We start from the raw sequence: 25,013 nt of genomic DNA, 5'->3' as shown, positions 1-25,013 counted from the left end.
ATGGACTGGGAGCCCCATGCCGCATCCCTCGCCGCACGCGTCACCCACCCGTCGTCGCGGTGGCGTACGCCCCTGGCACGCACCCCGCGTCACGCTCTGGTGCCGCGGTGGTGGGAGAGGGACAGGACCGGAGGGTGGGTGCTGCGGGACGGGCCGGCCGACGAGGCTCGGTGGCTGGAAGCCGCGTACAGCGACAAGACGCTCGTGACCAGTGTCGGCGGGCTGCACGCGGACCTCGCAAACGAGGGCGACCGGCCCACCGCGTTGCCGACCTCGTCCTCCACACTGCCGAGCCTCAACATCCAGATGTTCCGGCACGCGCAGCTCGGCGACACGGACACCGTGCTGCACATCGGGACCGGGCCCGGAGTCGCCGACTGCATGCTCGCTCACCGTCTGGGCGACAAGCAGGTCATCAGCGTCGATGTCGACCCCTACCTCGTCGAGGCCGCACGTACCCGCCTCCACGACCTCGGCCTCCACCCGGCCGTCCTCACGGCCGACGGCACCGGCAGCACCCTGCCGGGTGACGTCGATGCGGTCGTCGCCACGGTCGGTGTGCGGCCCATCCCGTCCGGCTGGCTCGCCGCGCTGCGGCCGGGTGGCCGACTCGTCACCACCGTCGCCGGAACGTCGCTGATCATCACCGCCGCCAAGAACGAGGACGGCAGCGCGACCGGCCGCATCGCATGGGACCGCGCCGGTTTCATGAGCGCGCGGCCCCATGCGGCGCGGCCGGCTTCCCTGCTCACCGCCGCGCTCGATCAGCGCGGCGAGGACGTCACCACGGGCCCGTACCCCGTCGTTCATGTCTCCGAAGCCTGGGACCTCGCCTCCATGCTGGAGCTCATCGCCCCCGGCATCGAGCACGACTACACCGAGACCGACGAGGGGCAGCGCATCGCGCTCATGGCCCATGAGGACGGCTCGTGGGCCCGAGCCAGCGGCCGGGGCGACGAAGGCACCGAGGTCCACCAGGGCGGACCCCGCCGCCTGTGGAACATCCTCGACGACATCCGCACGTACTGGCTCACCCACGGCGAGCTACCCGTACGCGGCGCGCGGGTCTTCATCAAGCCGGACGGGGGGACGTACCTCGCCCGGGGGGACTGGCGCGTCAGGCTCTGACGGTGCGGGTGGGTGGGTCTGGTGGCGGAGGGTGCGCTGCGCCGCTGCGCGGCTTGGGGGGCGGAGGGCCGGGCTGCGCCCTCGGCGGCCCACCCGCTGCGCGGCTGGAAGCGCGCACCCCGCACGGGATCGGTGCCCGGCACCGGGGTGGGTGAGGAAGCGAAGCTGCGCCGCTGCGCGGCTGAAGAGCGAGCCCCGCAAGAGGACGGCACCCCCGCCGCTGCGCGGCTTGGCAGCGTTACCCCTCACCGCGGAGGCATTCCCCGCGAGTGCTCCCGCCGCCAAGACGGCACCCGGCCCCGGTGCGGGCATCCTGACAGCGCAGCGAAGCGGAGCGACCACCCAACGAGGAAGGAAAACGCCGCCACCACGGGGCACCAGCCCCAAGCCGCGCAGCGGCGGGCCTCCCTGCACCAACGCAAACGATTCTGCGCACCCTCCCCGCCCCGGGCTCCCCCTTCCAGCCGCGCAGCGGGTGGGCCCCCAGGGCGCAGCCCGGCCCTCCGCCCCCCAAGCCGCGCAGCGGCGCAGCGCACACTCCACCACCCCGCGCAGCGAAGCGAAGCAGCCCACCCACGAGAAAGGAAAACGCCGCCACCACGGGCCAGCCCCCTCAAGCCGCGCAGCGGCGGGCTTCACTGCACCAGGCAAACGATTCTGCGCACCCTCCCCGCCCCGGGCTCGCCCTTCCGGACGCGCAGCGGGTGGCCCCTGTTGCCGCCGCAATCCGGCGGCCGCGCATCTCCAGTCACCGTCATCAGCGACTGGGGTTACCGCGCCCGTGCCAGTGATCAGGGCTGGCCGGTTCCGTTCCTTGTCCGTAGTTTCGCGACTTCATAACGTGACGCCTGTACCTGTGGTGCGCACGTATCTCTTGCTCCCCTGCTGTGTCCCGGTGCCGTGTCATGCCCGAAACCTGGAGGAACACCGCATGCCCTCTCCGTCCGAGCCCAACGAGTTCGTCGAGCCGTCCCCGTCCGTCGCGGAGGCGAACCGCCACATCATCAACACCATCCCGCCGAGCCCGGAGGACTACGAGGACGCCGCCCGTGGGCTGATCGCCCTGCCCGACGTTCCGGTGATCAGGGCACGGGACAACAAAGAGAAGGTGGTGTGGAACTTCGCGGACTACGAGTTCCTCGCCGAGGGCGGCGACGCCCCGCCGACCGTCAACGCCAGCCTGTGGCGTCAAGGCCAGCTCACCGTGCAGGCAGGCCTGTTCCAGGTCACAAGCAACGGCCCGCGCACGGTCTACCAGGTGCGCGGTTACGACCTCTCCAACATGACCATCATCACCGGCGACACCGGCCTGGTGATCGTGGACCCGCTCACCTCCTTCGAGACCGCCCAGGCGGCCCTGGCGCTCTACCGGAAGGCCACCGGGGACACCCGGCCGATCACCGGCCTCCTCTACACCCACCCGCACGTGGACCACTTCGGCGGTTCCCGCGGTCTGTTCGCCGACAACAACGGTGACGCCCCGGTCGATCTGCCGGTCTACGCGCCGCAGGGCTTCCTCGACCACGCGATCAGCGAGAACGTCTTCGCAGGGCCCGCCATGAGCCGCCGGGCCGACTACATGTACGCGCCCCGGCTCGACAAGGGCCCCCACGGGCAGGTCGGTTCCGGCCTGGGCCTCACCGTCTCCACCGGTGAACTGACCCTCGTCACCCCGAACGAATACATCGGCGGCCCGAACCACCAGCCCGTCGCCGAAGGCGACTGGCACCCCACCTCCTATGTGATCCCCTGGCGCCCCGGGCTGTACCAGGCCACCGTCGACGGCGTGCAGATGATCTTCCAGCTCACGCCCAACACCGAGGCCCCGGCGGAGATGAACATCTATCTCCCTGAGGCACGTGCCCTGCTGGCGGCGGAGAACGCCACCCACACCATGCACAACATCCTCAGCCTGCGCGGTGCCCAGGTCCGTGACCCGCACGCCTGGTCGAAGTACCTCACCGAGGCGATCCAGACCTTCGGCGAGCACACCGACGTCGTCTTCGCCTCCCACCACTGGCCCCGCTGGGGGAAGGAGAACATCCTCACCTTCCTCGCCAGCCAGCGGGACATGTACGGCTACCTCAACGACCAGACGCTCCGCCTGATCGACGCCGGATACACCGGCATCGAGATCGCCGAACAGCTCCAGCACCTGCCCGCCGGGCTCGCCGACCACTGGTACAACCGCGGCTACTACGGCTCGATGAGCCACAACACCAAGGCCATATACCAGCGTTACATCGGCTGGTTCGACGGCAACCCCGCCCATCTGTGGAGCCTGCCGCCGGTCGAGGCCGGGGTGCAGTACGTGACGGCGATGGGCGGGCCCAAGGCGGCCCTGGACATCGCCCGCACCGCCTACGAGTCCGAGCCGCCGCAGTACCGCTGGGCCGCCGAGGTGCTCAACCACATCATCTTCGCCTCGGGCGCCCCGGACGCCCCGAACGAGCCCGGGAAACCCGACGCCCTCGAGATCCCCGCCGACATCCTCACCCAGGCCAAGGAGCTCCAGGCCAAGGTCTTCACCCAGCTCGGCTACGGCTGCGAGAACGGCACCTGGCGCAACTTCTACCTCACCGGTGCCCGCGAACTGCAGCGCCTTCCGGAGGCCCCCATCAGCACGGGCGCCGCCGACCTGGTCCGGAGCATGACCCTGGAGCAGTTCTTCTCGGCCCTGGCCAAGAGCATCGACGGCCCGCTGGCCGCGTCCCAGCAGCGGAAGCCGATCGCCCTGCGCTGGAAGGTCACTCCCGGCGACCAGACGTGCGTCACCACGCTCCGCAATGGCGTCCTGGTCTACGTCGAGGGTGACGACCCCCTCACCCCCGTCGTGGACGCCACCGTCACTCTGTCCCGCCAGGCCCTCGAAGACCTCGCCCTGGCCGGTCACCGCTTCACCCAGAACTTCGACGACGAGGTCAAGAAGGGCACCATCCAGGTCGACAACCAGGCCGCCGCCGACACCGTCTGGAGCTACCTCCGCTTCCCCGACCCGGTCTTCCCGATCGTCACGCCGCGCCGGTACCAGACGCCGGTGAGCGACGAGCCGGGGCCCGTCACTGCCTGAGGTGACCCCGGGGGCCGGCGGCGGCAGCACGCCCCGGCCCCATGGGCCGAACACTCGCCTCCATGCGGGTGCGGATGCGGGTGCGGGTGGGTGGGTCTGGTGGCGGAGTGTGCGCTGCGCCGCTGCGCGGCTTGGGGGGCGGAGGGCCGGGCTGCGCCCTGGGCGGCCCACCCGCTGCGCGGCTGGAAGCGCGCACCCGGTAAGAGGCCGGTGCCGGCACCGGGGCGGGTGATGAAGCGAAGCTGCGCCGCTGCGCGGCTGAAGAGCAAACCCCGCAAGAGGACGGCACCCCCGCCGCTGCGCGGCTTGGCAGCGTTACCCCTCACCGCGAGGGCTCCGCCCACGTGTGGTCCCGCTGCCAAGACGGCACCCAACCCCGGTGCGGGCGTCCTGACAGCGCAGCGAAGCAGAGCGGCCCACCCACGAGGAAGGGAAACGCCGCCAGTTCGGGGCGCGTGCCTCAAGCCGCGCAGCGGCGGGCTTCACTTCGCCAGGCAAACGATTCTGCGCACCCTCCCCGCCCCGGGCTCCCCCTTCCAGCCGCGCAGCGGGTGGGCCCCAGGGCGCAGCCCGGCCCTCCGCCCCCCAAGCCGCGCAGCGGCGCAGCGCACACTCCACCACCAAACCCACCCACCCGCAGCCTGCCGTGCCTCATTTCAAGGCCGGCTCCTCCACCCCCGGAGCGCCGAGAAAGGCGAGCAGCACGGCGGCCTCCGCGCGCAGGCCGGCTGCTCGCTCCGCGTGCGCGAGGTCGGTCAACTCGGCTGCCGCCTGCAACCGTTCCGCGATCTCGGCTCGTACCACGTCGGCCACCTTGCGCTCGCTCAGCTCTCGCCGCGCCACTTCCGTGGAGCCGACCCCGGCTTCCTCCAAGGGGACCGCCTCGGCGTTGTCCAGCGCGGCGAGAGTTGCGCGCAGCGCTGTCACCGCGACCTTGTCGCGGGCGCGCATGGCTTCCGGCAGTGCTTGGCGCATGCGGAGACGTACAGACATGTCGGCAACCCTACGGTCGTGCCCCTTGCCGCACCATGCGATATCCATCGCGGTGGTTCCGGCCACCCAGGGTGTGGTTTGGGCCAGACATGCCGAATTGCGGTTCCTGGGCGGTCCCGGCTGCAGGACGCTGTTGGCGGGCCTGGCGGTGCCGCCACGACTGGGTGCGGCCGGCGTCGGGGGGAGTTCCGACGGGCGGGGGGTGGGGGGCCGTGCGGCGAGACGCTCGGCAGGTCGCGCCGGGACGACGGCGTAGACCTGCGACCAGAGGCCGTGGCGGCGCCTGCAGAGCTCCCCGCACCCGCGGAGCCGCCGGCCCGGTGATCGGGGTCTGACGCTCCCACCCGACTTCTGCCGACCCGGCCTGCCCCAGCTCCTGCGGACCTGGCCGCTCCCGGCCTGGACGTTCTCTCCCTCCCCCGGGCCCTCACCGCACATCCTCTGCTCTCCGCGCCAATCGCCGAGGTAAAGGAGTCCCGCTGTGTCCGTGCTGGACTACGCCGTCTTCACCGACCCGGCCTTGCTGCAGGTCTCGCAGCCCGGTGCCCCGTCCGTGGTGTCGATGTACATCACCGTCTCCAACTCCCACCACACCGAGGTGCAATGGGACTTCATCTCGGTGGACCTGCCCGACGGCAAAGGTGCCGACGCCTTGACGGAGGTCGCCGACGACATCCGCGCAAGGGTCGAGATCGACTACGCCGTCCAACCGGGCGAGGAAGCCCCGGAGTTCGGTTTCATCAGTTCGAGGCACATCTTCCGAGCGGCCGCGCCCTCGCTCCGGCGACTCACCCTGCCCGAGGGCGGATCCTTCACCCTGATTCTGGAGAACATACCCGTTTCCGGCGAGAAGGGGCTGGCTCGCCTGAAGATCCTGGAGAAGGCCAGCGTCCCGGGCGGCCTGACCCCGAACCTGCGCCAGGTCGTGTTCGGGCTGCCGAAGAGCACTCCGGCGACCCCGCGCAATTTCCGCCCGGACAAATCCCTGGTGGACGCCGACGCGGGCGAGCAGGTCACCCTGTGGTGGGACGGGCCCGACAACCTCGACTACTGGATCCAGTACCCGGGCGGGCAGAAGGTCCTCGCCCGGCAGAAGAGCCCGGGGCCCTCGGTGACCCAGACGTCCTACGCGTGGTCGGTGAGCCCCACCCCGAAGCGCGACACCACCTACACCTTGGTGGCCGGGACGACCGACAGTGCCGGGCAGCCGGAGCAGGGGTACTTCCTCACCACCACGGTCCATGTCCGCGTTCCCGAGTTCGAGAGCGGAATGCGCACCCCCTGGGTCGAGGGGACGGGGAACAACAGCCGTGTCGCCTTCTCCCCGGCAGGAGTGGACATCACCAGTGGCAGCGGGCGGGGAACCGTCACGGCGGCCACGGCGGACCTGAACGACCTGGTCACCGACCGGGCCCAGGTGAAGGAGCACCTCACCCTCGACGGCGGGCTGACCGTCAACGGTCGCCTGGAAGCCAAGAGCGATCTGAACGTCACCGGCGATGTCGTCGCAGGCCGCGACCTCACCGTCAATGGCGATCTCCGGCCGACGCGGAACCTGGAGGTCGGGGGCGCGGTCATCGCCGGCGACCTGACGGTCAGGGACAAGCTGACGACCGACCACGACAGGTTCACGCTGATCGTCCACGGCGAATCGCTGTTCCTGGGGAAGGTGAATGCCAACAGGCACCTGTCGGTCCGTAACAAGGACGCCTGGATCATGCACGTCAACGACGACATGGTGGCGATCCAGGGCAACCTGCGGGTCCACGGGGCATTCCGCTCGGACAGCTGACGGGCGCCGGCAGGGACGGGAGCGGCTACCGCACCAGCTCCCGCTCCAGCGGGGTGCGGAAGCGGGGCGTGACGCGGACCTCGCCCAGCCAGGACGCCAGGCGTTCCGCCTCCGCCTCGATCGCCTCGGTGGCGGCGCGGCTCACCTCCTCCAGCGTCCGCCAGACGATCTCGCCGTTCGCGCGCTGGGCCCAGCCGCCGACGATGCGGCCGTTCCACCACACCGTGGGGCCGATGTTGCCGGCGCGGTCGAAGAGGAACGGTACGTGCTCCGGGGCGAGGTACCAGTCGCGGTCGCGCCAGCCCATCGCCGTCGGGTCGAGGCCGGGCAGCAGCGCGGCCCAGTCGCCGTCGGCGGCGACCGGTTCGAGGTCGCCGGGCAGGGCGAGGCCCGGGCCGTGGTCCAGGCGCACCGGGACGGCGCCCGTGTCGGCCAGGGCCGTGCGGGTGTCCCGCAGCGACCAGCCGGTCCACCACTTCAGGTCGGCCTCGGAGGAGGGGCCGTACGAGGCCAGCCAGCGCCGCACCAGCTCCGCCTTGGCCTCGCGCGCGGGCAGTTCCGGCAGCTCCTCGGCCGCCGCCCAGCGGTGCAGGCTGCTGGTCCACGAGCCGCGCGGCCGGGCGCGCCGTACGTGGCCGTCGGCCGCCAGGACGCCCAGCACCCAGCTGCCGACGCTGCGCCGCGCCTCGTACGGCTTGCCCGGCGACATGATCACCTGTTCGCGCAGCGCGGGCACGTCCTGCCCCAGTTCGGCGGTGGTGGCCTCGCCGCGCGCGGCCAGCGCCTGCAGGGCCGCGCGCTCGGTGCGTGCGAGCCGCTGCTCGTCCCAGGGCTCGGCGGGGTTCTCGCACAGGGCGAGGGCCTTGATCATGTGGGCCCGCTCGCGCCGGGCGATGTCGTGGGCCGTGGAGGAGTACACGTACGGGGCGAGCTCCGTCGTCACGGCGAAGATCGTGCGGCGCATCGACAGCAGCTTGAGCAGGGAGACGTCCTCGTACAGGGCCCGGTCGACCTCGGCGGCCGCCGGCTTCGCCAGCCGCGCGCAGGCGGCGAGGTAGACCGTGGCCGGGTCGGTGGCGTGCAGGCCCACGACGGCGTCGGCGACCTCCTCGGCGGTGGCGGCGCGGCGGGCGGGGGCCAGCAGGTGCCGGCGGCCGAGCCGGGCCCGCCGCTGCTCGTCACTGATGTGAGGCGTGGTGGTCATGGGACGAACAGTAGGACGCATATAGGTCAGACACTGTCCTGCACCTCGGACACGTACCCCGGACACGACAGAACCCCCCGGGCCGGGCCCGGGGGGTTCTGTCTGCTGTGCGCTCGGCAGGATTCGAACCTGCAACCTCTTGATCCGTAGTCAAGTGCTCTATCCGTTAAGCTACGAGCGCTCGGCCTCCGGCGGCTGTTCCCACCGCGCTGTCGGCGTTGCGGGAACAACTGTACATGACTCGGAGCGGTGCTCCTGCCACCAGCCGGTTCGGCCGGTCGGGCCGGTCAGGCGAAGACGACCGTGCGGGTGCCGTTGAGCAGCACGCGGTGCTCGCTGTGCCACTTCACGGCGCGGGCCAGGGCCTGGCACTCCACGTCGCGGCCGATCGCCACCAGCTGGTCCGGGGTGACCTCGTGGCCGACCCGCTCGACCTCCTGCTCGATGATCGGGCCCTCGTCGAGGTCCGCGGTCACGTAGTGCGCGGTGGCGCCGATCAGCTTCACACCGCGGGCGTGCGCCTGGTGGTACGGGCGGGCGCCCTTGAAGCTCGGCAGGAAGGAGTGGTGGATGTTGATGATCCGCCCGGCCAGCGCCTTGCACAGGTCGTCGGAGAGCACCTGCATGTAGCGGGCGAGCACCACGAGCTCCACGCCCTCGGCCTGGACCAGCTCCAGCAGCCGCGCCTCGGACTCGGCCTTGGTGTCCTTCGTGACCGGGATGTGGTGGAAGGGCACGCCGTAGGAGCCGACGAGCTCGGCGAAGTCGGTGTGGTTGGAGACGACCGCCGCGATCTCCACCGGCAGGGCGCCGATGCGGGCCCGGAAGAGCAGGTCGTTGAGGCAGTGCCCGAACTTGGACACCATCAGCACGATGCGCATCTTCTCGTCGGCGCGGTGGATCTGCCAGTCCATGTGGAAGGAGTCGCCGATGGCGGCGAAGCTGGCCCGCAGCTTCTCCAGCGTCACCGGGGCCTCCGCGCTGAAGTGCACGCGCATGAAGAACAGGCCCGTGTCGCGGTCACCGAACTGCTGGCTGTCCTCGATGTTGCATCCGGTCATGAACAGGTAGCTGGACACCGCGTGCACGATGCCCTGCTTGTCCGGGCAGGAGAGGGTGAGGACGTACTGCTGGGGCTGCGCCTGTTCGGTGGTCATAGCCCTATAGCGTCGCACATCCGCGGAGCCCGTCCGTCCGCTCACGGGCCGCCCCGCGGCCCGGCGTCAGCTGACGCCGGCGTCACCTGGCCGCGGTCATCATCTCCAGCACCGCCAGCGGGCGCGGCGGCTCGTCGGCGTCGTCGCCGTCCCCGGCCGCCATCCGTACGTGTGCCTCGCGGGCGGCCCGTACCGCCTCCGGCCAGCCGTGGTGCTCCAGGTACGCCGCCACCGGGGCGTCCGCCCCCACCTGGTGCATGATCCGCAGCACGCGCAGCACGGCGACGTCGACGAGGGCGGCCTCCTGCGAGTCGCGGAAGACCGTGCCGACGTACTTCTCGGCCGACCAGTTGTCCAGCCAGGTGTCCTCCACCAGGCGGTAGACGGCGTCGGTCACGTCCCCGTACTCCTCGCGGCCCGCGAGCCAGCACTCCTGCTGGAAGACGGGGTCCGAGAGCATGTGCAGCGCCGAGCGTACGTTCGCACGCCAGCGCCACCACGGCATGTCATTGAGCGGCATACCGCCCATGGTGGTCGAGCGGCGGCCGCGACGGGAAGACTTCTCCGAACCCTGCACAGGTATCGATCGTACGTTCCCTTCGGTCGTGCCGCGCCCGCACCCCGGTGTTCACCACCGCGTCACCGGGCGTCGACCGGCGATCGCCCGCCCGTTTCCGGGCGCGCCCGAGGCTCGTGGCCCATGACCACGACGGGACGGAGCACCACCGGACGACGGCGGCCACGCCGCCGCGCGTTAGTCACCGCGGCCCTCACCGCCGTCGCCGGTCTGGGGGTGTACGCCGGCTGCGGCGCACTGACCGGCGCGCACGGCGCCTCACGCGCCCCCATCACCGTCATGACCTGGGCCCCCGAGGGCACCCGCGCCACCAACATGGGCGGCATGCCCGCCATGGCCGGCGCCTACGCCCGCTGGGTCAACGCCCACGGCGGCATCCACGGCCGCCCCCTGCGCGTCCTCACCTGCAACGAGCACAACGACAGCGTCGCCGCCGCCCGCTGCGCCCAGCAGGCCGTCCAGGAGGAGGCCGTCGCCGTCGTCGGCTCCTACAGCCAGCACGGGCGCTCCTCCCTCTCCCCCCTCGAAGCGTCCGGCACGCCCTACATCGGCGGGTACGGGGTCAGCGGCGAGGAATTCGCCAGCCCCGTCTCCTACCCCGTCAACGGCGGCCAGCCCGCCCTCCTCGCCGGCCTCGGCCACCAGCTGGCCGGCACCTGCGGGCACGTGGCACTCGTCCGCCCCGACACCATCGCCGGCGACCGGATGCCCGCCCTCCTCGACGCCGGCCTCGCCGCCGGCGGCCGGCCGGCCGCCACCGACATCCGGGCACCCGAGGCCGCCACCGACTACAGCCGGCACAGCACCGCCGCCCTCGCCGCCCTCGCCACGGCCGGGCCCGGCCGCGACGGCTGCGTCGCCGCCGCCCTCGGCGAGCGCACCCGCACCTTCTTCGACTCCTTCCGCCGCATGAACACCGGCGGCGTACGCATCGGCGCGGTCCTGGGCAGCGTCACCCAGTCCCTCGTCGACAGCACCGGCGGAGCGGCGAGCCCCCTGGAAGGGGCGTACGTCACCGGCTGGTACCCGGCGGCCGACGACCCGCGCTGGGCACCCCTGCGCAAGGTCGTCCAGGAACACGCCTTCGGCGACAACCGCGTCGACCCCGCCGACCCGGGCGTCCAGACCACCTGGCTCGCCTACACGGTGCTGCGCTCCGTCCTGGAGTCCCTCGACCCCGACGACATCAGCGCCCAGTCCCTCCGGCACGCCCTCGACGGCGGCCACCGCGTCGACACCGGCGGCCTCACGCCGCCGCTGCGCTGGCGCCGCCAGGACCTGCTGGCGGCGCGCGACCACCCGCGCATCGTCAACGCGAACGTCACCCACCAGGTGGTGCGGGGCGGACGCGTGGTCGCGCTGCGCGACGGCTCCGTGAACGTGGCGCGGACGCTGGAGGCGCGGCGGGACGGCGCCCCGTAAGGGGCGCGGGCGTCCGCGGGCGGAACGTTACAGCTGGGTCCAGTCGTGCGTCGTCAGCCCGTACTTCCGCGCGATCGGGTTCCACAGGTCCGCGGCCCGCTTCTTGGCGTCGGTGGCCGCGGCACTGTCCCTGTCACCGGCCACGCTGTCCTTCGTCGGCCGGGCGTGGCCCTTCACGCACACCTTCTTGTCACCGGCCTGGTGCGCCCACGCCGCGTAGTGGCTGTCCGCCGACGCGGACGACTTCCACGCCGTCGTCAACTGTGCGGTGAGATCGCCGCTGTTGGGCAGTTTGTCGACCGGGGTCTGCGCGAGACGCGAGACGAGCCCGTTGCGCTGACCGGCAGCATCGGTCAGATCGGCCGCCGACTTGTCCAGGTCCTTGCACTCCCGGGTGGCCGCCACGGCCTTGATCACGGCGTCCCGGCTGTTGTTGCTGTCCTTCAGCAGCGCGTCCAGCGCCTTCGCCTGCGCCGCGGCAGGGTCGGCGGACGGCGACGCCGACGGGGAAGGCGATGCGGACGGGCTCGGCGAACCCTCCTGCGCGGGCGCCTCCGACGCGGCCGGACTGCTCGCGGCCGCCGCGTTCTGCGCGGAGCCCTTGTCGTCCCCACCGCTGAGCAGCGCCCCGGCCCCCAGCCCGGCGACGGCACAACCGGCGACGACGGCGGCAAGGAGCACGACGGGCGACTTCTTCCGCCGCGGCTCGCCCCGCGACGGCGGGGGTACGGGTGCGGGTGCCGGTGCCGGTGCCTGGGGGACGCCCCCGCTCGGGACCGGCGGCAACAGCTCCGTGGACGCGGCCGCCCGGAAGAGGGTGTCGAACTCGGCGGGCGTCGCCCGCTCCCCCGCCGGCGCCATCACCGAGAACGGAGCGGCCGGGCCGCGCGGGGGCGTCCCGCCGGGGCCCGTCCCGGGCACGGGCGCGGCCGCCGCGTCGCCCCCCGGGTAGCCGAAACCCGCCCCCGGGGCGCCCGCGCCGCCCACCGGCGGCAACACCGTGGTCGCCGCGGCGTCGCCGCCCTGCGGACCGAAGCCCGCACCGGGCGCCGGCAGCACCGTGGTGGCCTCGGCTGCACTGTCCCGCAACGGCACGTCGCCCCCGGCAGGCGGACCTGCCACCGGCGGCAGCACCGTCGTCGCCGCGGCGTCACCGCCATGCGGACCGAAACCCGCACCGGGCGCAGGCAGGACCGTCGTCGCCTCAGCGGCGCTGTCCCGCGACGGCGCCTCGTCGCCGGCCCGGCCGAAGCCTCCGGCGGGCGGGCCCGCCACCGGCGGCAACACTGTCGTGGCTGCGGCGTCCCCGACCTGCGGCGGGGTGCCCGACCCGAAGGGACCGAAACCCGCACCGGGCGCGGGCAGCACCGTCGTCGCCTCGGCAGCGCTGTCCCCGGCGGGCGGGCCCGCCACCGGCGGCAACACCGTCGTGGCCGCCGCATCGCCGCCGCCCTGACGCGGCATCCCCCCACCCGGGGCGTACGCCCCCGGGGCGCCCGCGCCGTCCCACGGCAGCGTGCCCGCGCCGGAGGCGGTCGCGCCGCCCGGGCGTGGGGGGATCGGGGGGAGGAGCGTCGTGGGGGCCGCGTCGCCGTACGTGGCCGGCGGTGCGTCGTCCGCCTCGCGTATCTCGTGTATGCCCGCGCCGTCCGCCGCCCGGGGCGGGAACGCCGGGGGCGGGGGGAAGTGCGGGGCCAGGCCCGGGCGGGTCTCCGGGGGCAGGGGCACGCGGGCTGACGTCGGCGTCGGCGTCGGTTCGCCGCCGGGGGGCGAAGGGGGGCCGCTCTGCGTCACCGGTGACTCCTCGGGCTGTGGCGGGACTTATGGAACCGGCCGCTCACGCTACCGGGTGCTCCCGCCGCTCGGCCATGTGCCGCCGGGCTCCCCCCTGCCCGGCGGCACGTACGGTGACGTTCAGCGCATTTCGCTACGCGGCCTGCACCTCCAGCCTCGCGCCGAACTCCCGTACCACCGGCTCGCCCCGGAACGGCTCCAGCCGCTGCTGGAAGTCGTCGAGGTACTCCGCACCGCGGTTGGACCTCAGCGTGCCCAGCAGTTCCAGGGCGCGGGTGCCGGTGGCGCAGGCCTCCTCCACCTCGCGCTGCTGCACGTGGGCCGTGGCCAGGAGCAGCAGGTCGATGGCGCGGCGCCGCACCCGACCGGTGGGGTGCGCGGCGAGGGCGTCCTCGGCGTGCCGCCGGGCGGGTTCGGCCTGGCCGAGGTCGCGGTGGCAGTGCGCCAGCTCGTCCGAGAGGTAGGCCCGGTCGAAGTGGCGGATCCACGGGGGATCGTCACCGGACTCCGGCCCGTTGTCGGCGGCCTCCAGCCGGGAGACGGCCCGGCTCGCGACGACCTGGCAGGAGCGCGCGTCGCCCAGCAGGGCGTGCCCGCGCGCCTCGGCGGCGTAGAACATCGCCTCGGCCCGCGGGGTGACGTGTCCGCGTGCGCCTTCCTGTGCGGCCTTGGCGAGCTGGGCGATCTCGCGCGGGTTCCCGAGCGAGGCGGCGAGGTGGCTCATGCTGGCGGCCAGCACGTACCCCCCGTACGCCCGGTCGCCGGCCGCCTGGGCGAGCCGCAGCGCCTGGATGTAGTAGCGCTGGGCGAGCCCCGGCTGTCCGGTGTCGACGGCCATGTAGCCGGCGAGCTCGGTGAGCCGGGCGACGGCCGCGAACAGTTCGCGCCCGACGGCCTCCCGGTAGGAGCCGGCCAGCAGGCCGGAGACGACGCTGTTGAGGTAGTGGACGACGACGGGGCGCACGTGCCCGCTGCCGTAGCGGTGGTCGAGTTCGATGAGCGCGTCGGTCGTCGCGCGCACGGCCTCCACGTCCGAGGGGCCCACGCGCGCCCCGGCGGTGCGGGCGACCTGCGGGTCGGCGGCCGTGATCAGCCAGTCGCGGCTGGGTTCGACGAGCGCGGAGGACGCCACCGACGTGCCGCTGAGGAAGTCGCGGCGGCCGACGTCGCTGCGCCACAGCTCGCAGACCTGCTCGATGGCCCCGAGGACGGTCGGGGAGAACTGCAGCCCGACGCCCGAGGCGAGGTTCTTGCCGTTGGCCATGCCGATCTCGTCGATGGTGACGGAACGGCCCAGCTTGCGCCCGAGGGCCTCGGCGATGACGGCGGGGGCGCGGCCGCGCGGCTGCTGTCCGCGCAGCCAGCGGGCCACGGACGTCTTGTCGTACCGCAGGTCCAGACCGTGCTCGGCGCCGCACATGTTGACCCGGCGCGCCAATCCGGCATTGGAGCAGCCGGCTTCCTGGATGAGCGCTTGCAGCCGTTCGTTCGGCTGTCGCGCCACGAGTGGCCGTGCGGCCATGTCTTAACCCCCTGAGACTGCTATGCGTTCGCGATGGGCTCCGCTGGATGCGGAGGTGCGGGCACTGCGGTGAACGCCTTCTCCTTTGATCTTTGCCCCCCTGATGTCCGGAGAATGCAGGACTTGCAGGACTTGCCGGTATTGGTGCCCATGACTGCCTTGTCCGGCACGTCCCGGTGGCCGGCCGCCGAGGTGCGATGACCTTGGCCGTCAACCGCCGCCCAGGTGGCTACCCCTTCGCGGCGGTGAACCCCCGCCTGCGCCCCCGTACATGCATCCGTGCGCCCCGTGTGCTGTTACCGGCAGTCGCCGATCACCCCGGGCCGCCTTCAACAAGCCCGGCCCAGAGCCGTAACCCCTGGTGACAAGGGGAGTTGTGCAGCACGTGGAAGAGACCATCGGAGTAGGAGCCCCGCACATCCCCCAACAGCGCGGCGAGCGCTTGCTCGACGCCGCGGTGAGGTACGCGGAGGACCGTCACTGGGACGTATTCGCCGGCACCTGGCTGGAGGTCGTCGACGGCCGCGAGCGCTGCTCGTGCGGCGAGTTCGACTGCCCGGCGCCCGGCGCCCACCCGGCCCGCCCCGACTGGGCGACCCAGGCCACGGGGAGCGCCTCGACGGCGCGGCGCATGTGGACGAAGCAGCCCCACGCCTCCATCCTGCTGCCGACCGGTCGCACCTTCGACGCCCTCGACGTCTCGGAGTCGGCCGGCTTCCTCGCCCTGGCCCGCATGGAGCGGATGGAGATCCAGCTCGGGCCGATCACCTGCACCCCGTTCCGGCGCATGCTCTTCTTCGTGCTGCCCGGCGGGGCGGCGAAGGTCGCCGACCACGCGCGCAGGCTCGGCTGGTCCCCCGCCACCCTCGACCTGGTCGCCCGTGGCGAGGGCGACCACGTGGTCGCGCCCCCCACCCGCATCGGCGGCCGCGGCCCGGTGCAGTGGGCCCGCCAGCCCACCGCCGCCAACCGCTGGCTGCCGGACGCTGAGGAGCTGGTCAGCGCCCTGGCGTACGCCTGCGGCCGGGAAGCCGCGCTCAGCCGGGGCCGCAGCTGACGGACCGCGGCCGACGGACCGCGGCCGATGCGGCACCGCCGACTCAGCACCGCCGATTCGTCATGGCCGACTCCTGACAAACGTCATCCGCCCGCCCCCGCCTCACCCCATAGGGTGAGGACAGGGGGGCGGGACACCGTTCCGCATCCCCGCACGCACCGCATCTCGGGGACGTAAGGAAGCGAAGCAAGTGGGACGGGACGGCAACACCGAGGGGCCCGCGGCACCCGCGGTCCGCATCGAGGGCCTGTGGAAGCGATTCGGCGAGCAGGTGGCGGTCGCCGGGATCGATCTCGAAATACCCGCCGGGCAGTTCATCGGCCTGGTCGGCCCCAACGGCGCCGGCAAGACCACCACCCTCTCCATGGTCACCGGGCTGCTGCGCCCCGACTCCGGCCGGGTGGAGATCGGCGGTACGGACGTCTGGCAGGACCCGGCCGCCGTCAAGGCCCGCATCGGCGTCCTGCCCGAGGGGCTGCGGATGTTCGAGCGCCTGTCGGGGCGCGAACTCCTCACGTACATGGGCCGGCTGCGCGGCCTGTCCGGCGACGACGTCGACCGGCGGGCCACCCAGCTCCTCGACGTCCTCGACCTCGCCACGTCCCAGCACAAGCTGGTCATCGACTACTCGACCGGCATGCGCAAGAAGATCGGCCTGGCCGCCGCGCTGCTGCACAACCCGGAAGTCCTCTTCCTCGACGAGCCGTTCGAGGGCGTCGACCCGGTCTCGGCCCAGACCATCCGTACGGTTCTGGAGCGCTACACCGCCTCCGGCGCCACCGTCGTCTTCTCCAGCCACGTGATGGAACTCGTGGAATCCCTGTGCTCCTGGGTCGCGGTCCTGGCCGGCGGCCGCATCCGCGCCCACGGCACGCTCGCCGAGGTCCGCGGCGACGCGCCCACGCTGCAGGAGGCCTTCCTCGAACTCGTCGGCGTGCGCACCACCGCCGACGACAGCCTCGACTGGCTGGGCGGCGGCGTCCGATGACCAGCAGCACCACCACCGCCCCCTCTGCCACGCCCGCCTCCCTCACGTCCGTCTTCGTCCGGCTGAAGCTGTCGCTGCTGCGCAACGGGCTGCGGCAGTCCTCCGGGCGCAAGGCGGTGTGGATCACCTCGCTCGTCCTGGTCGCCCTCTTCGCCGCCCTGCAGCTGCTCGGCCTGATCGCCCTGCGCGGCCACGCCCACGTCGGCGCCATGACGGTGCTGCTCACGGTGGTCCTGGCGTTCGGATGGGCCGTCGTCCCGCTGTTCTTCCCCGGCGGCGACGAAACCCTCGACCCCACCCGGCTGGTGATGCTGCCCCTGCGGCCGGCCCCCCTCGTCCGGGCGCTGCTGGTGGCCTCCCTCGTCGGCATCGGCCCCGGCTTCACCCTCGTCATCCTCGTCGGAGCGGTGATCGCCACCGCGCACGGCGCCGCGGCCGCCGCCGTCGGCGTCCCCGCCGTGGCCCTGGCCCTCCTCGTCTGCCTCGCCCTCGCCCGGGCCGTCGCCACCGCCAACGTCCGGCTGCTCACCAGCCGCCGCGGCCGCGACCTCGCCCTGCTCAGCGGCGTGGTCATCGCGGTCGGCGGGCAGCTCGTCAACCTCGCCATGCGCGAGCTGAACGGTCTCGGCATGGCCCGCCTGGAGCCCGTCGCCGACGTCGTGCGCTGGATCCCGCCCGGCTCCGCCCTCGACGCCGTACGGGCGGCCGGCGACGGCGCGTACGGGCGGGCCGCCACCGGCCTCGCCGTCACCGCCCTCGGCCTCGCCGCCCTGCTGTGGTGGTGGGGGCAGGGCCTGACGAAGCTGATGACCGCCCCGGACTCCTCCACCCTCGGCGCCGCCTCCACCGGCCGCGACACCGCCCGCGGCGCGGGGCGCCCCGGCCTCGCCGCCCTGCTGCCCGCCGGCCGCACCGGCGCGGTCATGCACCGCACGCTGCGCTACATCTGGCGCGACCCGAAGACCAAGGCGTCCTGGGTCTCCGGCCTCGCCGTCGGCGCGCTCGTGCCCGTCGTCAACGCCGCCCAGGGCATGAGCAGCATCTGGTTCGCCCTCTTCGCGCCGACGATGCTGGGCCTGCAGATGTACAACCAGTTCGGGATGGACGGCTCGGCGTTCTGGATGGTCCTGCAGACCATCGGCTCCCCCCGCGAGACCTACGCCGAACTGCGCGCCCGCGCCCTGGCACTGGGCCTGATCGCCGTGCCGTACGTGGCCCTCGTGGTCACTGGGACGGCGGCCTTCACGGGCAAGTGGTGGCAGTGGGCCGAGGTCCTGGGCCTGTCCCTGGCCCTGCTCGGCACCCTCTTCGCCACCGGCGCCGTCACCTCGGTGCTGGCCCCCTACTCCGTCCCCCAGGACAGCGGCTTCAAGAACGTGGCCCCCGGACAGGGCGCGATCGCCTGGTTCGGCATGCTCGGCGCGCTGGTGGGCGCGGTGCTGTGCGCCCCCCTGGTGGGCCTGGTCGTCTGGCTGCACGTCGCCGGCGCGCACGGCGCCCTGTGGACGCTGCTGCCGGCGGGAGCGGCGTACGGCGTCCTGACGGCCTGGCTCGGCCTGCGCGCGGCGGCACCTCGCCTGGCCTCCCGCCTGCCGGAGGTCCTGACGGCGGTCAGCAAGGGCTGAGGCGGGGGCCGGCCCCTTCGGCCGGCCCTCGTCCGGCCCTCGTCCGGCCCCGTCTACAGGATCGTCAGGGTCGTCGGGCCGGTCGCGCCGGTGACACCGCCCGACAGGCACTGCAGCGCGCTCGGCTGGGGCAGGGGAATCAGCTGGAGCAGCCTGTGGCCGGCGAAGCGGCCCTGGACGACGGTGCCGGTGGCCGGGGTCACCACCTGGCCGGCCACGACCGTACTGCTGCCACTGATGTCGGCGGTGCTGGAGTCGCCGGTGTTCCAGTGGTAGGTCCGGCGGGCCCGGAACCCTTCGAGGAGGTTGGTGCAGCCCGTGTACAGCGTGAACTCCTCGTGGTAGCTGGCGCTGTGCACCGTGCCCTGACCCCCGGTGCAGGAGGTGAAGCGTCCGTCGACCGTGACGCGGACGGGGCGCGGCAGGAGGGTGACCCCCGGAGAATAGGTGACGCTCTCCGTTCCCTGGCACTGCAACGGCCCGGAGTCACGGGGGTGGGCGGAGTCACGGGGCTGGGCGGACGCCTGGGCAGCCACCGGTGCGGCCGCGCCGACCACCACGGCTGCTGCCAGGACGACCGCGCGCAGCCGCTTCGCGCCTGCCGTCACCAAGGGAAATCTCTGCACACTGAGGGCCATGAGGCACACCCTGCCCCGCCGGCATGCTGCGCAGACGGGCACATCGGTGCACCGCCGGACGCCAGGGCTCGGGGCACCGCGCACGGTCCGGTGCGCGCGCCCGCCCCCTACCTGCGCGGGCCGTCCCGCGCGTAGCCTCGTGCCGCCCCTGGTCCTCCTGCAGGGCCTGCGCCGGAGTGAGCCTGGAGAGAGATGGACACGCTGGAGAGCGGCACCCTGGCCCTGCCGGGCGCGCGGCTGTACTTCGAAGTGCGCGGCCGGGGCCCCCTGCTGCTGCTCGTCCCGGGCGGCGCCTCGGACGCCGAGGTCTTCCGGGGCCTGGCCGAAGAACTCGCGGCCCGCCACCGCGTCGTCACCTACGACCCACGCGGCATCTCCCGCAGCTCCCTCGACGCCGCACCCACCGGACCGTGGATCGACACCCAGGCCGAGGACGCCGTACGCCTGCTCGATCACGTCGCCCCGCACGGTGAGCACGTGCGGGTGTTCGGCAGTTGCGCCGGCGGGCTGACCACCCTGGAGCTCCTCGTTCGCCACCCGCAGCGGGTCCGGTGTGCCGTCGTCCATGAGCCCCCCGCCGTGGGACTGCTGCCGGACGCGGCACGGCACGCCGCCTTCTTCGACGAGGTGTACGCGATCTTCCGCCGGGAAGGTGTGCCGGCGGCCCTGGACAGGCTCCGGGACCTCTTCGGCGGCAGAGCCGCTCCGCCCCTCCCCCGAGCGGCCGACAACGACGCATACTTCCTCTCCCACGTGATGCTGCCCTCCACCCGCCACGTGCCCGACCTCACCGCGCTGGCAGCCGTGGCCGGCCGCATCGTCATGGCCGGCGGCCGCGAATCGCGCACCTACGACGTCCACCGGCCGGCGGCCGAGCTCGCCCGGCGGCTCGGCCGGCAGCTGGTGGAGTTCCCCGGCGGGCACGCCGGCTACGCCAAACACCCCGCCTCCTTCGCCCGGCAGCTCGAACAACTCCTGGACGACGCACGGCCCGTCGTCCACTGACGCCTCATGCGCATCCTGATGGGCGCCCAGGACTGCGGCTTCGGCCCTGCTTCCGTGCTCGTCGCCGTCTCCCGGCAGCTCTCCGGGCACCAGCGGGTGTTCGCGGGAGACGGCATCGCGGCGGCGTTCGCCCGCCGCAACGCCGGCGCCTTCGACGCCGTCCACGAACTCACCGAGCCGCGCGGGAACACCTCCGCGCTCCTCGACCACCTGCTGGCCGGCAGCGACCACGTCGTCTCCGTCATGGACGCCGATCTCGTCCTGCACGCCGTCGTGGCGCGGCGGCCGGTGATCCTGGTGGACGCCCTGTTCAGCTTCTGGCAGCACCGCATCCCCCTCGCGCGGCTCCACGAGCTGTGCGCGACCCTCCCGCGGGACTCCTTCCCGGCGGCCCGCCGCCACCTGTCCAGCCTCTCGCCGCACGAATACGTCCTCGCCGCGCACCTCCTGGCCGACCACAGCGTGGTCCAGAACTTCCCCGGCGTCTCCCGGCGCATCACCGAACTCACAGGTACCGGCACCGGCACCGGCACCGGCCGCACCATGCTGCTGACCGGCCCGCTCGTCGACCTCGACGGCCTGAACGCAGCGGCAGCAGCCGCCCCGGCGACCGGCGAACCCGATTACGACCTGCTGATCAACACCGGCGGCTTCAAGAACTTCCTCCTGGACTTCGAGACCAACAACGCCTACCTCCGCCTCATCGACCGCTGGCTCCCGGACCTGCTCGCCGACTGGCCCCGCTTCACCCGCATCCTCGTCTGCGGCGGTCCCTACACCGGCCCCCGCGCCGGCCGCCACCGCGCCTCCGGGCGCCTCGTCGACCGCCGGCTCCTCCCCCAGCGCGAACTGCTGCGGCACATGGCCGGAACCCCGCACTCACTGCTCGCCCCCGGCCTTTCGGCGCTCCACGAAGCCACCCTCCTGGGCCGGCTGCCCCTGGCGCTCCACGAACAGCACTACGCGCACACCTTCACCATCCGCAACCTCGCCGGCACCCTTTTCGGGCGCCTGGCCGGCCGGTTCGCGGACGTCCTGCCCGGCCACCCGCTGCCGGAGGAGGACCACGCGGGCACCGCCGCCCTCATGGCCGTCGCCGGCAGGGTCCTGGAGAACGACGACCTCTACGCACGGTTCCGCAGTACGTTCAACCACCGCATCGAGCACTACCTCGGGCTCACGCAGGAACAACGGTGCGCGGGCGCGGCCGAATTGCGGCACCTCCTCGACGGCCCGCCCGCCCCCTCGGCCATCGCCTCGCTCCTCACGGCCCCGTGACCGATGACGACGCCTCCGCCACGTACCCGTCGGGGCGGACGAGCAGCGTCGTGCGGCTCGCGTCGGCGCGGGTCACGACGACCGTGCCGTCGTCGTCCGCCGGCTTCGACGCGCCGCGCGGCAGCACCCGGACGAACCGGCCCGCCCGCAGCGCCTCGTACAGGCGGACGGGGCCGCCGTCCGGGGTTTCGGCCAGGGGGAGGTCCGGGGCGCGGCGGCCCGTCAGGGGGTGGGCACCGCGCGGGGCCGGGTAGTGGATGCCCAGGCCGGAGATGGTCAGCGCGGCGCGCCGCAGCGCGAACGGCGCGTAGCGCAGCGCCCTTCCGGCCGTGCCGCGCACGGTGCGCGCGAGCGGCGTGGACAGCAGGACCGTGCGCACGAGGGTGCCGCTGACGCGCAGGACCATCGCGCCGACGGGGTGGCGTTCGTCGTGATAGCTGTCGAGGAGGTCGTCACCGGCGCGGCCGGCGAGGACGGCGGCCAGTTTCCAGCTCAGGTTGGCGGCGTCCTGCAGGCCGGCGTTCATGCCGAGGCCGCCGGCGGGCGAGTGGACGTGGGCGGCGTCGCCGGCGAGGAGGACGCGGCGGTCGCGGTAGCGCGGCACCTGGCGCTCGTCGCTGTGGAAGCGCGACGTCCAGCGGGGGTCGCGCAGGCCGAAGTCCTTGCCGAAGACGGAGCGGACGACGTCCTTGAGGTTGTCGAAGTCGACGGGCGCGTCGGAGGGGAGTTCGGTGCGCCGGTCCCAGGCGATGATCCGGTACCAGTCGTCGCCGAAGGGCACGATCAAGGCGAATCCGTCGGGGGTGCCCTGGAAGGCGGGGAGCTCGTCGGGGTGGGTGTCGAGGCGGACGTCGGCGAGCATGACGGAGCGCAGCACGGCCTTGCCGGGGAAGGGCATGCCGATGGCGGTGCGCACGGCGCTGCGGACGCCGTCCGCGCCGACGACGTAGCGGGCGCGCAGGGTGAGCGGGGCGCCGCCCTCCTCGGCGGGGGCCACGTCGACGTCGACGCCGTCGGTGTCCTGCCGCAGGCCGGTGACGCGGGCGCCGCGGCGGATGTCGGCGCCGGCGGCGAGGGCGCGCTGCTCCAGCAGCGCCTCCAGCTCGTACTGCGGGGTGATCAGGACGCCGGCAAAGCGGCTGTCGAGCCGGTCGAGCTCGACCCTGGTGCGGCCGAAGAGACGTACGCCGTCCCGGAAGGTGCCGGTGGCGATGAGGGGTTCGGCCAGGGCCCGGGCGTCGAGGAGTTCGAGGGTGCGGGCGTGGACGGCGAAGGCGCGGGTGAGGTTCGACTCCTCGGCCCGGCGCTCCAGCACGACCGTGCGGACGCCGGTCGCGGCGAGGTCGCCGGCCAGCAGCAGGCCGGTGGGGCCGGCTCCGACGACGATGACGTCTGCGGTGGGTTCGGTGGACATGACGCGCCCCCGTGAGTCGTTGGGTCGATCGCTCGATTACTCGATGGCTCGGTGCCTCGATCGCGCTCGGTTGCTCCTACGTCCAGTGCACACCCGGCGCCGACATATGTCAACGGTCGTTGAATTAATGTGCGAGCGCCCCCCTACGCCGGCACGGCCGTCTCCAGAAAGGGCTGCGCGACCCGGCGCCAGCCCTCCGGCTGCTCGTAGTGCACCAGGTGCCCGGCGTCCGGGATCTCCGCGTACCGGCCGCGGGGCAGGACGCGGACCATCTCCTGCGCCTCGGCGCGCCCCAGCGCGCCGTCCAGGCCCCGGACCACCAGCGTCGGGCACTCGACCTGGGCCAGCTCCTCCCAGTGCGCCTCGTGCGCATAGCCCTCGCGGGCCTTGAGCATCTGCCGGCGGAAGAACAACGGCCGCCAGCCGTCGGCGCGCTCGGACATCACCTCGGCGTAGTAGTCACCGCGGGCGGGCGCGGGCCGCTCCAGCGTGGGGTCGTCCTCGCCGAACCACTTGCGCACGTCCGCGAGGGTGGCGAAGGGCACCGGCCAGGAGCCCAGCCACTCGCCCCACTGGCGCTGGGTGGCGGCGCCCAGTGCGGAGGCGCGCATGTCGGAGATCACCAGGGCCCGCACCAGGTCGGGGCGGCGGGCGGCGAGCTGCCAGGCGGTGAGGGCGCCCATGGCGTGCCCGATGAGCGTGACGGGGGCCAGGCCCAGCTGCTCGACGGCGGCCTCGGCGTCGGCGATGTACGCCTCGCGCGCGTACGGGCCGCTGACCGGCTTGTCGCTGCGGCCGTGGCCCCGCTGGTCGAGGGCGACCGTGCGGTAGCGCTCGGAGAGCCAGCGCGCGGTCTGTGCCCAGTGGGCCGCCCGGCCCAGCAGGCCGTGCAGGAGCAGCACGCCGCCCGGCCCGCGCCCGCCGCCGCCCTCGTCGGCCGCTCGTACCGGCCGGCCGAACTCCCAGGCGGCGAGCCGCACCCCGCCGCTTCCGGTCACCTCGATACGCCGCACCATGAGCTGTCGCACCCCCTCGTCTCCCCCGAGCACTCCACCCTATGGAACTTCCATTCGAATGAACCGTTCTGGCGCGCAACACCCCTCGTTCGAGTGACCGGGCGGCAGGATTGGCCGTCCGTGCCGAGGGGAGGAATCGACCTGGGCGCGGACCACTCGGGGAAGAAGGTCCGCGAGGCGCACCCTGGGAGCTCGGGGCTCCGGGTCGCCGCGGGGGAGAACGGGGAGGTGGGGCCCCGGCGGCCGGCAAGGGCGCCGGGGCCCTTTCCGCTGCCTTCCGTGCCCGGCCCCCGGGGGCGTCCCGCGCCACGCGGGCGTCATTGCTGCCCCCTCATCCCAGCCCTCCCCGGTCGTCCTCGGCGGCGCGCGCATATGCCCTTCGGCATTCCCAGCGCCAGCGTGGCACGGCTCGGGCCCGAGCGCGCCGATTCCGCAAGGGCTCGGCAGCTTCTCGGCAGCTTGACGTAAGGCGGCGTACGTACCCGGCGGGGCCGCGCCGCAGGTGGCGTCGAGCCCGGTCAGCGCTTGGCGACGAAGACGTGCGAGGCGATGTCGGTCACGAGCTCGGCGGCCTCGCCACCGCTGCCCACCATCACCCCACCGGGCGACTGCGTCACGCTGACGACGGCGCCCGGCTGGACGCCGGCCCGCCGGAGTGTGTACATCAGCTGGGCATCCGTCTGGATCGGCTCGCCGATGCGGCGCACGACCACCGTCTTGCCGTCGGCACCCGCCTCCAGCTCCGTCAGGCTGACCATGCCCTCGTCGATGTACGGGTCGGGCTCGGGCTTCTCGCCCAGCTCCTCCAGGCCCGGGATCGGATTGCCGTACGGCGACTCGGTGGGGTGGCGCAGCAGCTCCAGCACCCGCCGCTCCACGGCCTCGCTCATCACGTGCTCCCAGCGGCAGGCCTCGGCGTGCACCTGCTCCCACTCCAGGCCGATCACGTCGACCAGCAGGCACTCGGCGAGCCGGTGCTTGCGCATCACGCGCGTGGCCAGCCGGCGGCCCTCCTCGGTGAGCTCCAGATGCCGGTCGCCTGCGACGGTCACCAGGCCGTCGCGCTCCATGCGGGCCACCGTCTGGGAAACCGTCGGGCCGCTCTGGTCGAGCCGCTCGGCGATGCGGGCGCGCATGGGGACCACACCCTCCTCCTCCAGCTCGAGAATGGTGCGGAGATACATCTCCGTGGTGTCGATCAGTCCGGACATGCCGTGCCCCTCGGTAATCGTGCGCTGGCCCTGCACCCAATTCTGACGCATCCCACCGACAACGGGGCCGCGTACGCGACGGTGCGCTCGTATTGACAGCGCGGCCGTCCGCACCGCAACGT

At 73.2% G+C, this 25,013-nt stretch carries 20 protein-coding genes and 1 tRNA gene; 10 read left to right on the top strand and 11 right to left on the bottom strand.

What is annotated here, in order from left to right; all coding sequences use genetic code 11:
* A complete protein-coding gene (locus tag ABD361_RS01165) occupies positions 1-1,128 on the top strand; it encodes a methyltransferase domain-containing protein (RefSeq protein WP_344432674.1) in 1,128 nt (375 codons plus the stop codon).
* Between the two features lie 931 nt (positions 1,129-2,059).
* Positions 2,060-4,198 carry an alkyl/aryl-sulfatase gene (locus ABD361_RS01160; protein WP_344432673.1) on the top strand — a complete coding sequence of 713 codons (2,139 nt, stop codon included), beginning with the start codon at positions 2,060-2,062 and terminating at the stop codon, positions 4,196-4,198.
* 651 nt (positions 4,199-4,849) lie between these two features.
* Here ABD361_RS01160 and ABD361_RS01155 read toward each other — a convergent pair.
* The gene (locus ABD361_RS01155; RefSeq protein ID WP_344432873.1) at positions 4,850-5,149 is read right to left on the bottom strand and encodes a GatB/YqeY domain-containing protein; all 300 of its coding nucleotides are present in this window, start codon (positions 5,147-5,149) and stop codon (positions 4,850-4,852) included.
* 523 nt (positions 5,150-5,672) lie between these two features.
* Between ABD361_RS01155 and ABD361_RS01150 the strand changes: the two genes are divergently transcribed.
* Positions 5,673-6,983 carry a bactofilin family protein gene (locus tag ABD361_RS01150; protein ID WP_344432672.1) on the top strand — a complete coding sequence of 437 codons (1,311 nt, stop codon included), beginning with the start codon at positions 5,673-5,675 and terminating at the stop codon, positions 6,981-6,983.
* Between the two features lie 25 nt (positions 6,984-7,008).
* Here ABD361_RS01150 and ABD361_RS01145 read toward each other — a convergent pair whose 3' ends face one another.
* The 4 genes from ABD361_RS01145 to ABD361_RS01130 all read right to left on the bottom strand — a co-directional run bounded on the left by ABD361_RS01145 (position 7,009) and on the right by ABD361_RS01130 (position 9,873).
* Entirely contained in the window at positions 7,009-8,187 is a 1,179-nt protein-coding gene (locus tag ABD361_RS01145; protein WP_344432671.1) for a winged helix DNA-binding domain-containing protein, read from the bottom strand.
* 108 nt (positions 8,188-8,295) lie between these two features.
* A tRNA-Arg gene (locus tag ABD361_RS01140) sits at positions 8,296-8,368 on the bottom strand.
* 106 nt (positions 8,369-8,474) lie between these two features.
* Positions 8,475-9,344, bottom strand: a complete 870-nt coding sequence (gene purU, locus ABD361_RS01135) for a formyltetrahydrofolate deformylase (RefSeq protein ID WP_344432670.1) — start codon at positions 9,342-9,344, stop codon at positions 8,475-8,477.
* 82 nt (positions 9,345-9,426) lie between these two features.
* On the bottom strand, positions 9,427-9,873 hold the full coding sequence (locus tag ABD361_RS01130) for an SCO4402 family protein (RefSeq protein ID WP_344432871.1): 447 nt from the start codon (positions 9,871-9,873) through the stop codon (positions 9,427-9,429).
* Positions 9,874-10,044: 171 nt separating this feature from the next.
* Between ABD361_RS01130 and ABD361_RS01125 the strand changes: the two genes are divergently transcribed.
* On the top strand, positions 10,045-11,343 hold the full coding sequence (locus ABD361_RS01125) for an ABC transporter substrate-binding protein (protein WP_344432669.1): 1,299 nt from the start codon (positions 10,045-10,047) through the stop codon (positions 11,341-11,343).
* Between the two features lie 27 nt (positions 11,344-11,370).
* On the opposite strand, the gene ABD361_RS30605 is transcribed toward ABD361_RS01125, so the two are convergent.
* A complete protein-coding gene (locus tag ABD361_RS30605; protein ID WP_425583104.1) occupies positions 11,371-11,760 on the bottom strand; it encodes a hypothetical protein in 390 nt (129 codons plus the stop codon).
* An 874-nt stretch (positions 11,761-12,634) separates the two neighbouring features.
* Between ABD361_RS30605 and ABD361_RS30600 the strand changes: the two genes are divergently transcribed.
* Positions 12,635-12,799, top strand: coding sequence for a hypothetical protein (locus tag ABD361_RS30600; protein WP_425583103.1), 165 nt, complete (start codon positions 12,635-12,637; stop codon positions 12,797-12,799).
* Between the two features lie 471 nt (positions 12,800-13,270).
* Here ABD361_RS30600 and ABD361_RS01115 read toward each other — a convergent pair whose 3' ends face one another.
* Positions 13,271-14,659, bottom strand: coding sequence for an NsdA family TPR-like regulatory protein (locus ABD361_RS01115; RefSeq protein ID WP_344432667.1), 1,389 nt, complete (start codon positions 14,657-14,659; stop codon positions 13,271-13,273).
* A gap of 385 nt (positions 14,660-15,044) precedes the next feature.
* Between ABD361_RS01115 and ABD361_RS01110 the strand changes: the two genes are divergently transcribed.
* The 3 genes from ABD361_RS01110 to ABD361_RS01100 all read left to right on the top strand — a co-directional run bounded on the left by ABD361_RS01110 (position 15,045) and on the right by ABD361_RS01100 (position 18,329).
* Positions 15,045-15,716: a bifunctional DNA primase/polymerase gene (locus ABD361_RS01110; protein WP_425583102.1), complete on the top strand. Its 672-nt coding sequence runs from the start codon at positions 15,045-15,047 to the stop codon at positions 15,714-15,716.
* 190 nt (positions 15,717-15,906) lie between these two features.
* Positions 15,907-16,704 (top strand): ABC transporter ATP-binding protein, encoded by a 798-nt coding sequence (locus ABD361_RS01105; RefSeq protein WP_344432665.1) that lies wholly within the window; start codon positions 15,907-15,909, stop codon positions 16,702-16,704.
* Positions 16,701-18,329, top strand: a complete 1,629-nt coding sequence (locus tag ABD361_RS01100) for a monovalent cation:proton antiporter-2 (CPA2) family protein (protein WP_344432664.1) — start codon at positions 16,701-16,703, stop codon at positions 18,327-18,329. The genes ABD361_RS01105 and ABD361_RS01100 overlap by 4 nt, the downstream gene beginning before the upstream one ends.
* Before the next feature lie 53 nt (positions 18,330-18,382).
* Here ABD361_RS01100 and ABD361_RS01095 read toward each other — a convergent pair whose 3' ends face one another.
* Positions 18,383-18,937: a hypothetical protein gene (locus ABD361_RS01095; RefSeq protein ID WP_344432663.1), complete on the bottom strand. Its 555-nt coding sequence runs from the start codon at positions 18,935-18,937 to the stop codon at positions 18,383-18,385.
* 222 nt (positions 18,938-19,159) lie between these two features.
* On the opposite strand from ABD361_RS01095, the gene ABD361_RS01090 reads away from it, so the two are divergent.
* Both ABD361_RS01090 and ABD361_RS01085 read left to right on the top strand, forming a co-directional pair.
* On the top strand, positions 19,160-19,972 hold the full coding sequence (locus tag ABD361_RS01090; protein ID WP_344432662.1) for an alpha/beta fold hydrolase: 813 nt from the start codon (positions 19,160-19,162) through the stop codon (positions 19,970-19,972).
* 6 nt (positions 19,973-19,978) lie between these two features.
* Positions 19,979-21,250: a hypothetical protein gene (locus ABD361_RS01085; protein ID WP_344432661.1), complete on the top strand. Its 1,272-nt coding sequence runs from the start codon at positions 19,979-19,981 to the stop codon at positions 21,248-21,250.
* On the opposite strand, the gene ABD361_RS01080 is transcribed toward ABD361_RS01085, so the two are convergent.
* The 3 genes from ABD361_RS01080 to ABD361_RS01070 form a co-directional block, all read right to left on the bottom strand.
* Positions 21,237-22,664 (bottom strand): FAD-dependent monooxygenase, encoded by a 1,428-nt coding sequence (locus ABD361_RS01080; RefSeq protein ID WP_344432660.1) that lies wholly within the window; start codon positions 22,662-22,664, stop codon positions 21,237-21,239. The two genes, ABD361_RS01085 and ABD361_RS01080, sit on opposite strands and share 14 nt — an antisense overlap.
* Positions 22,665-22,807: 143 nt before the next feature.
* Positions 22,808-23,680, bottom strand: coding sequence for an alpha/beta fold hydrolase (locus ABD361_RS01075; protein ID WP_344432870.1), 873 nt, complete (start codon positions 23,678-23,680; stop codon positions 22,808-22,810).
* Between the two features lie 518 nt (positions 23,681-24,198).
* A complete protein-coding gene (locus ABD361_RS01070) occupies positions 24,199-24,891 on the bottom strand; it encodes an iron-dependent transcriptional repressor DtxR (RefSeq protein WP_344432659.1) in 693 nt (230 codons plus the stop codon).
* Positions 24,892-25,013: the final 122 nt, after the last annotated feature.

This window comes from Streptomyces luteosporeus (genome assembly GCF_039532865.1).
GTDB classification, from domain to species: Bacteria; Actinomycetota; Actinomycetes; order Streptomycetales; family Streptomycetaceae; genus Streptomyces; species Streptomyces luteosporeus.
The sequence above is the reverse complement of the archived record's forward strand: the minus strand, read 5'-3'. Positions and strand labels throughout refer to the sequence as shown.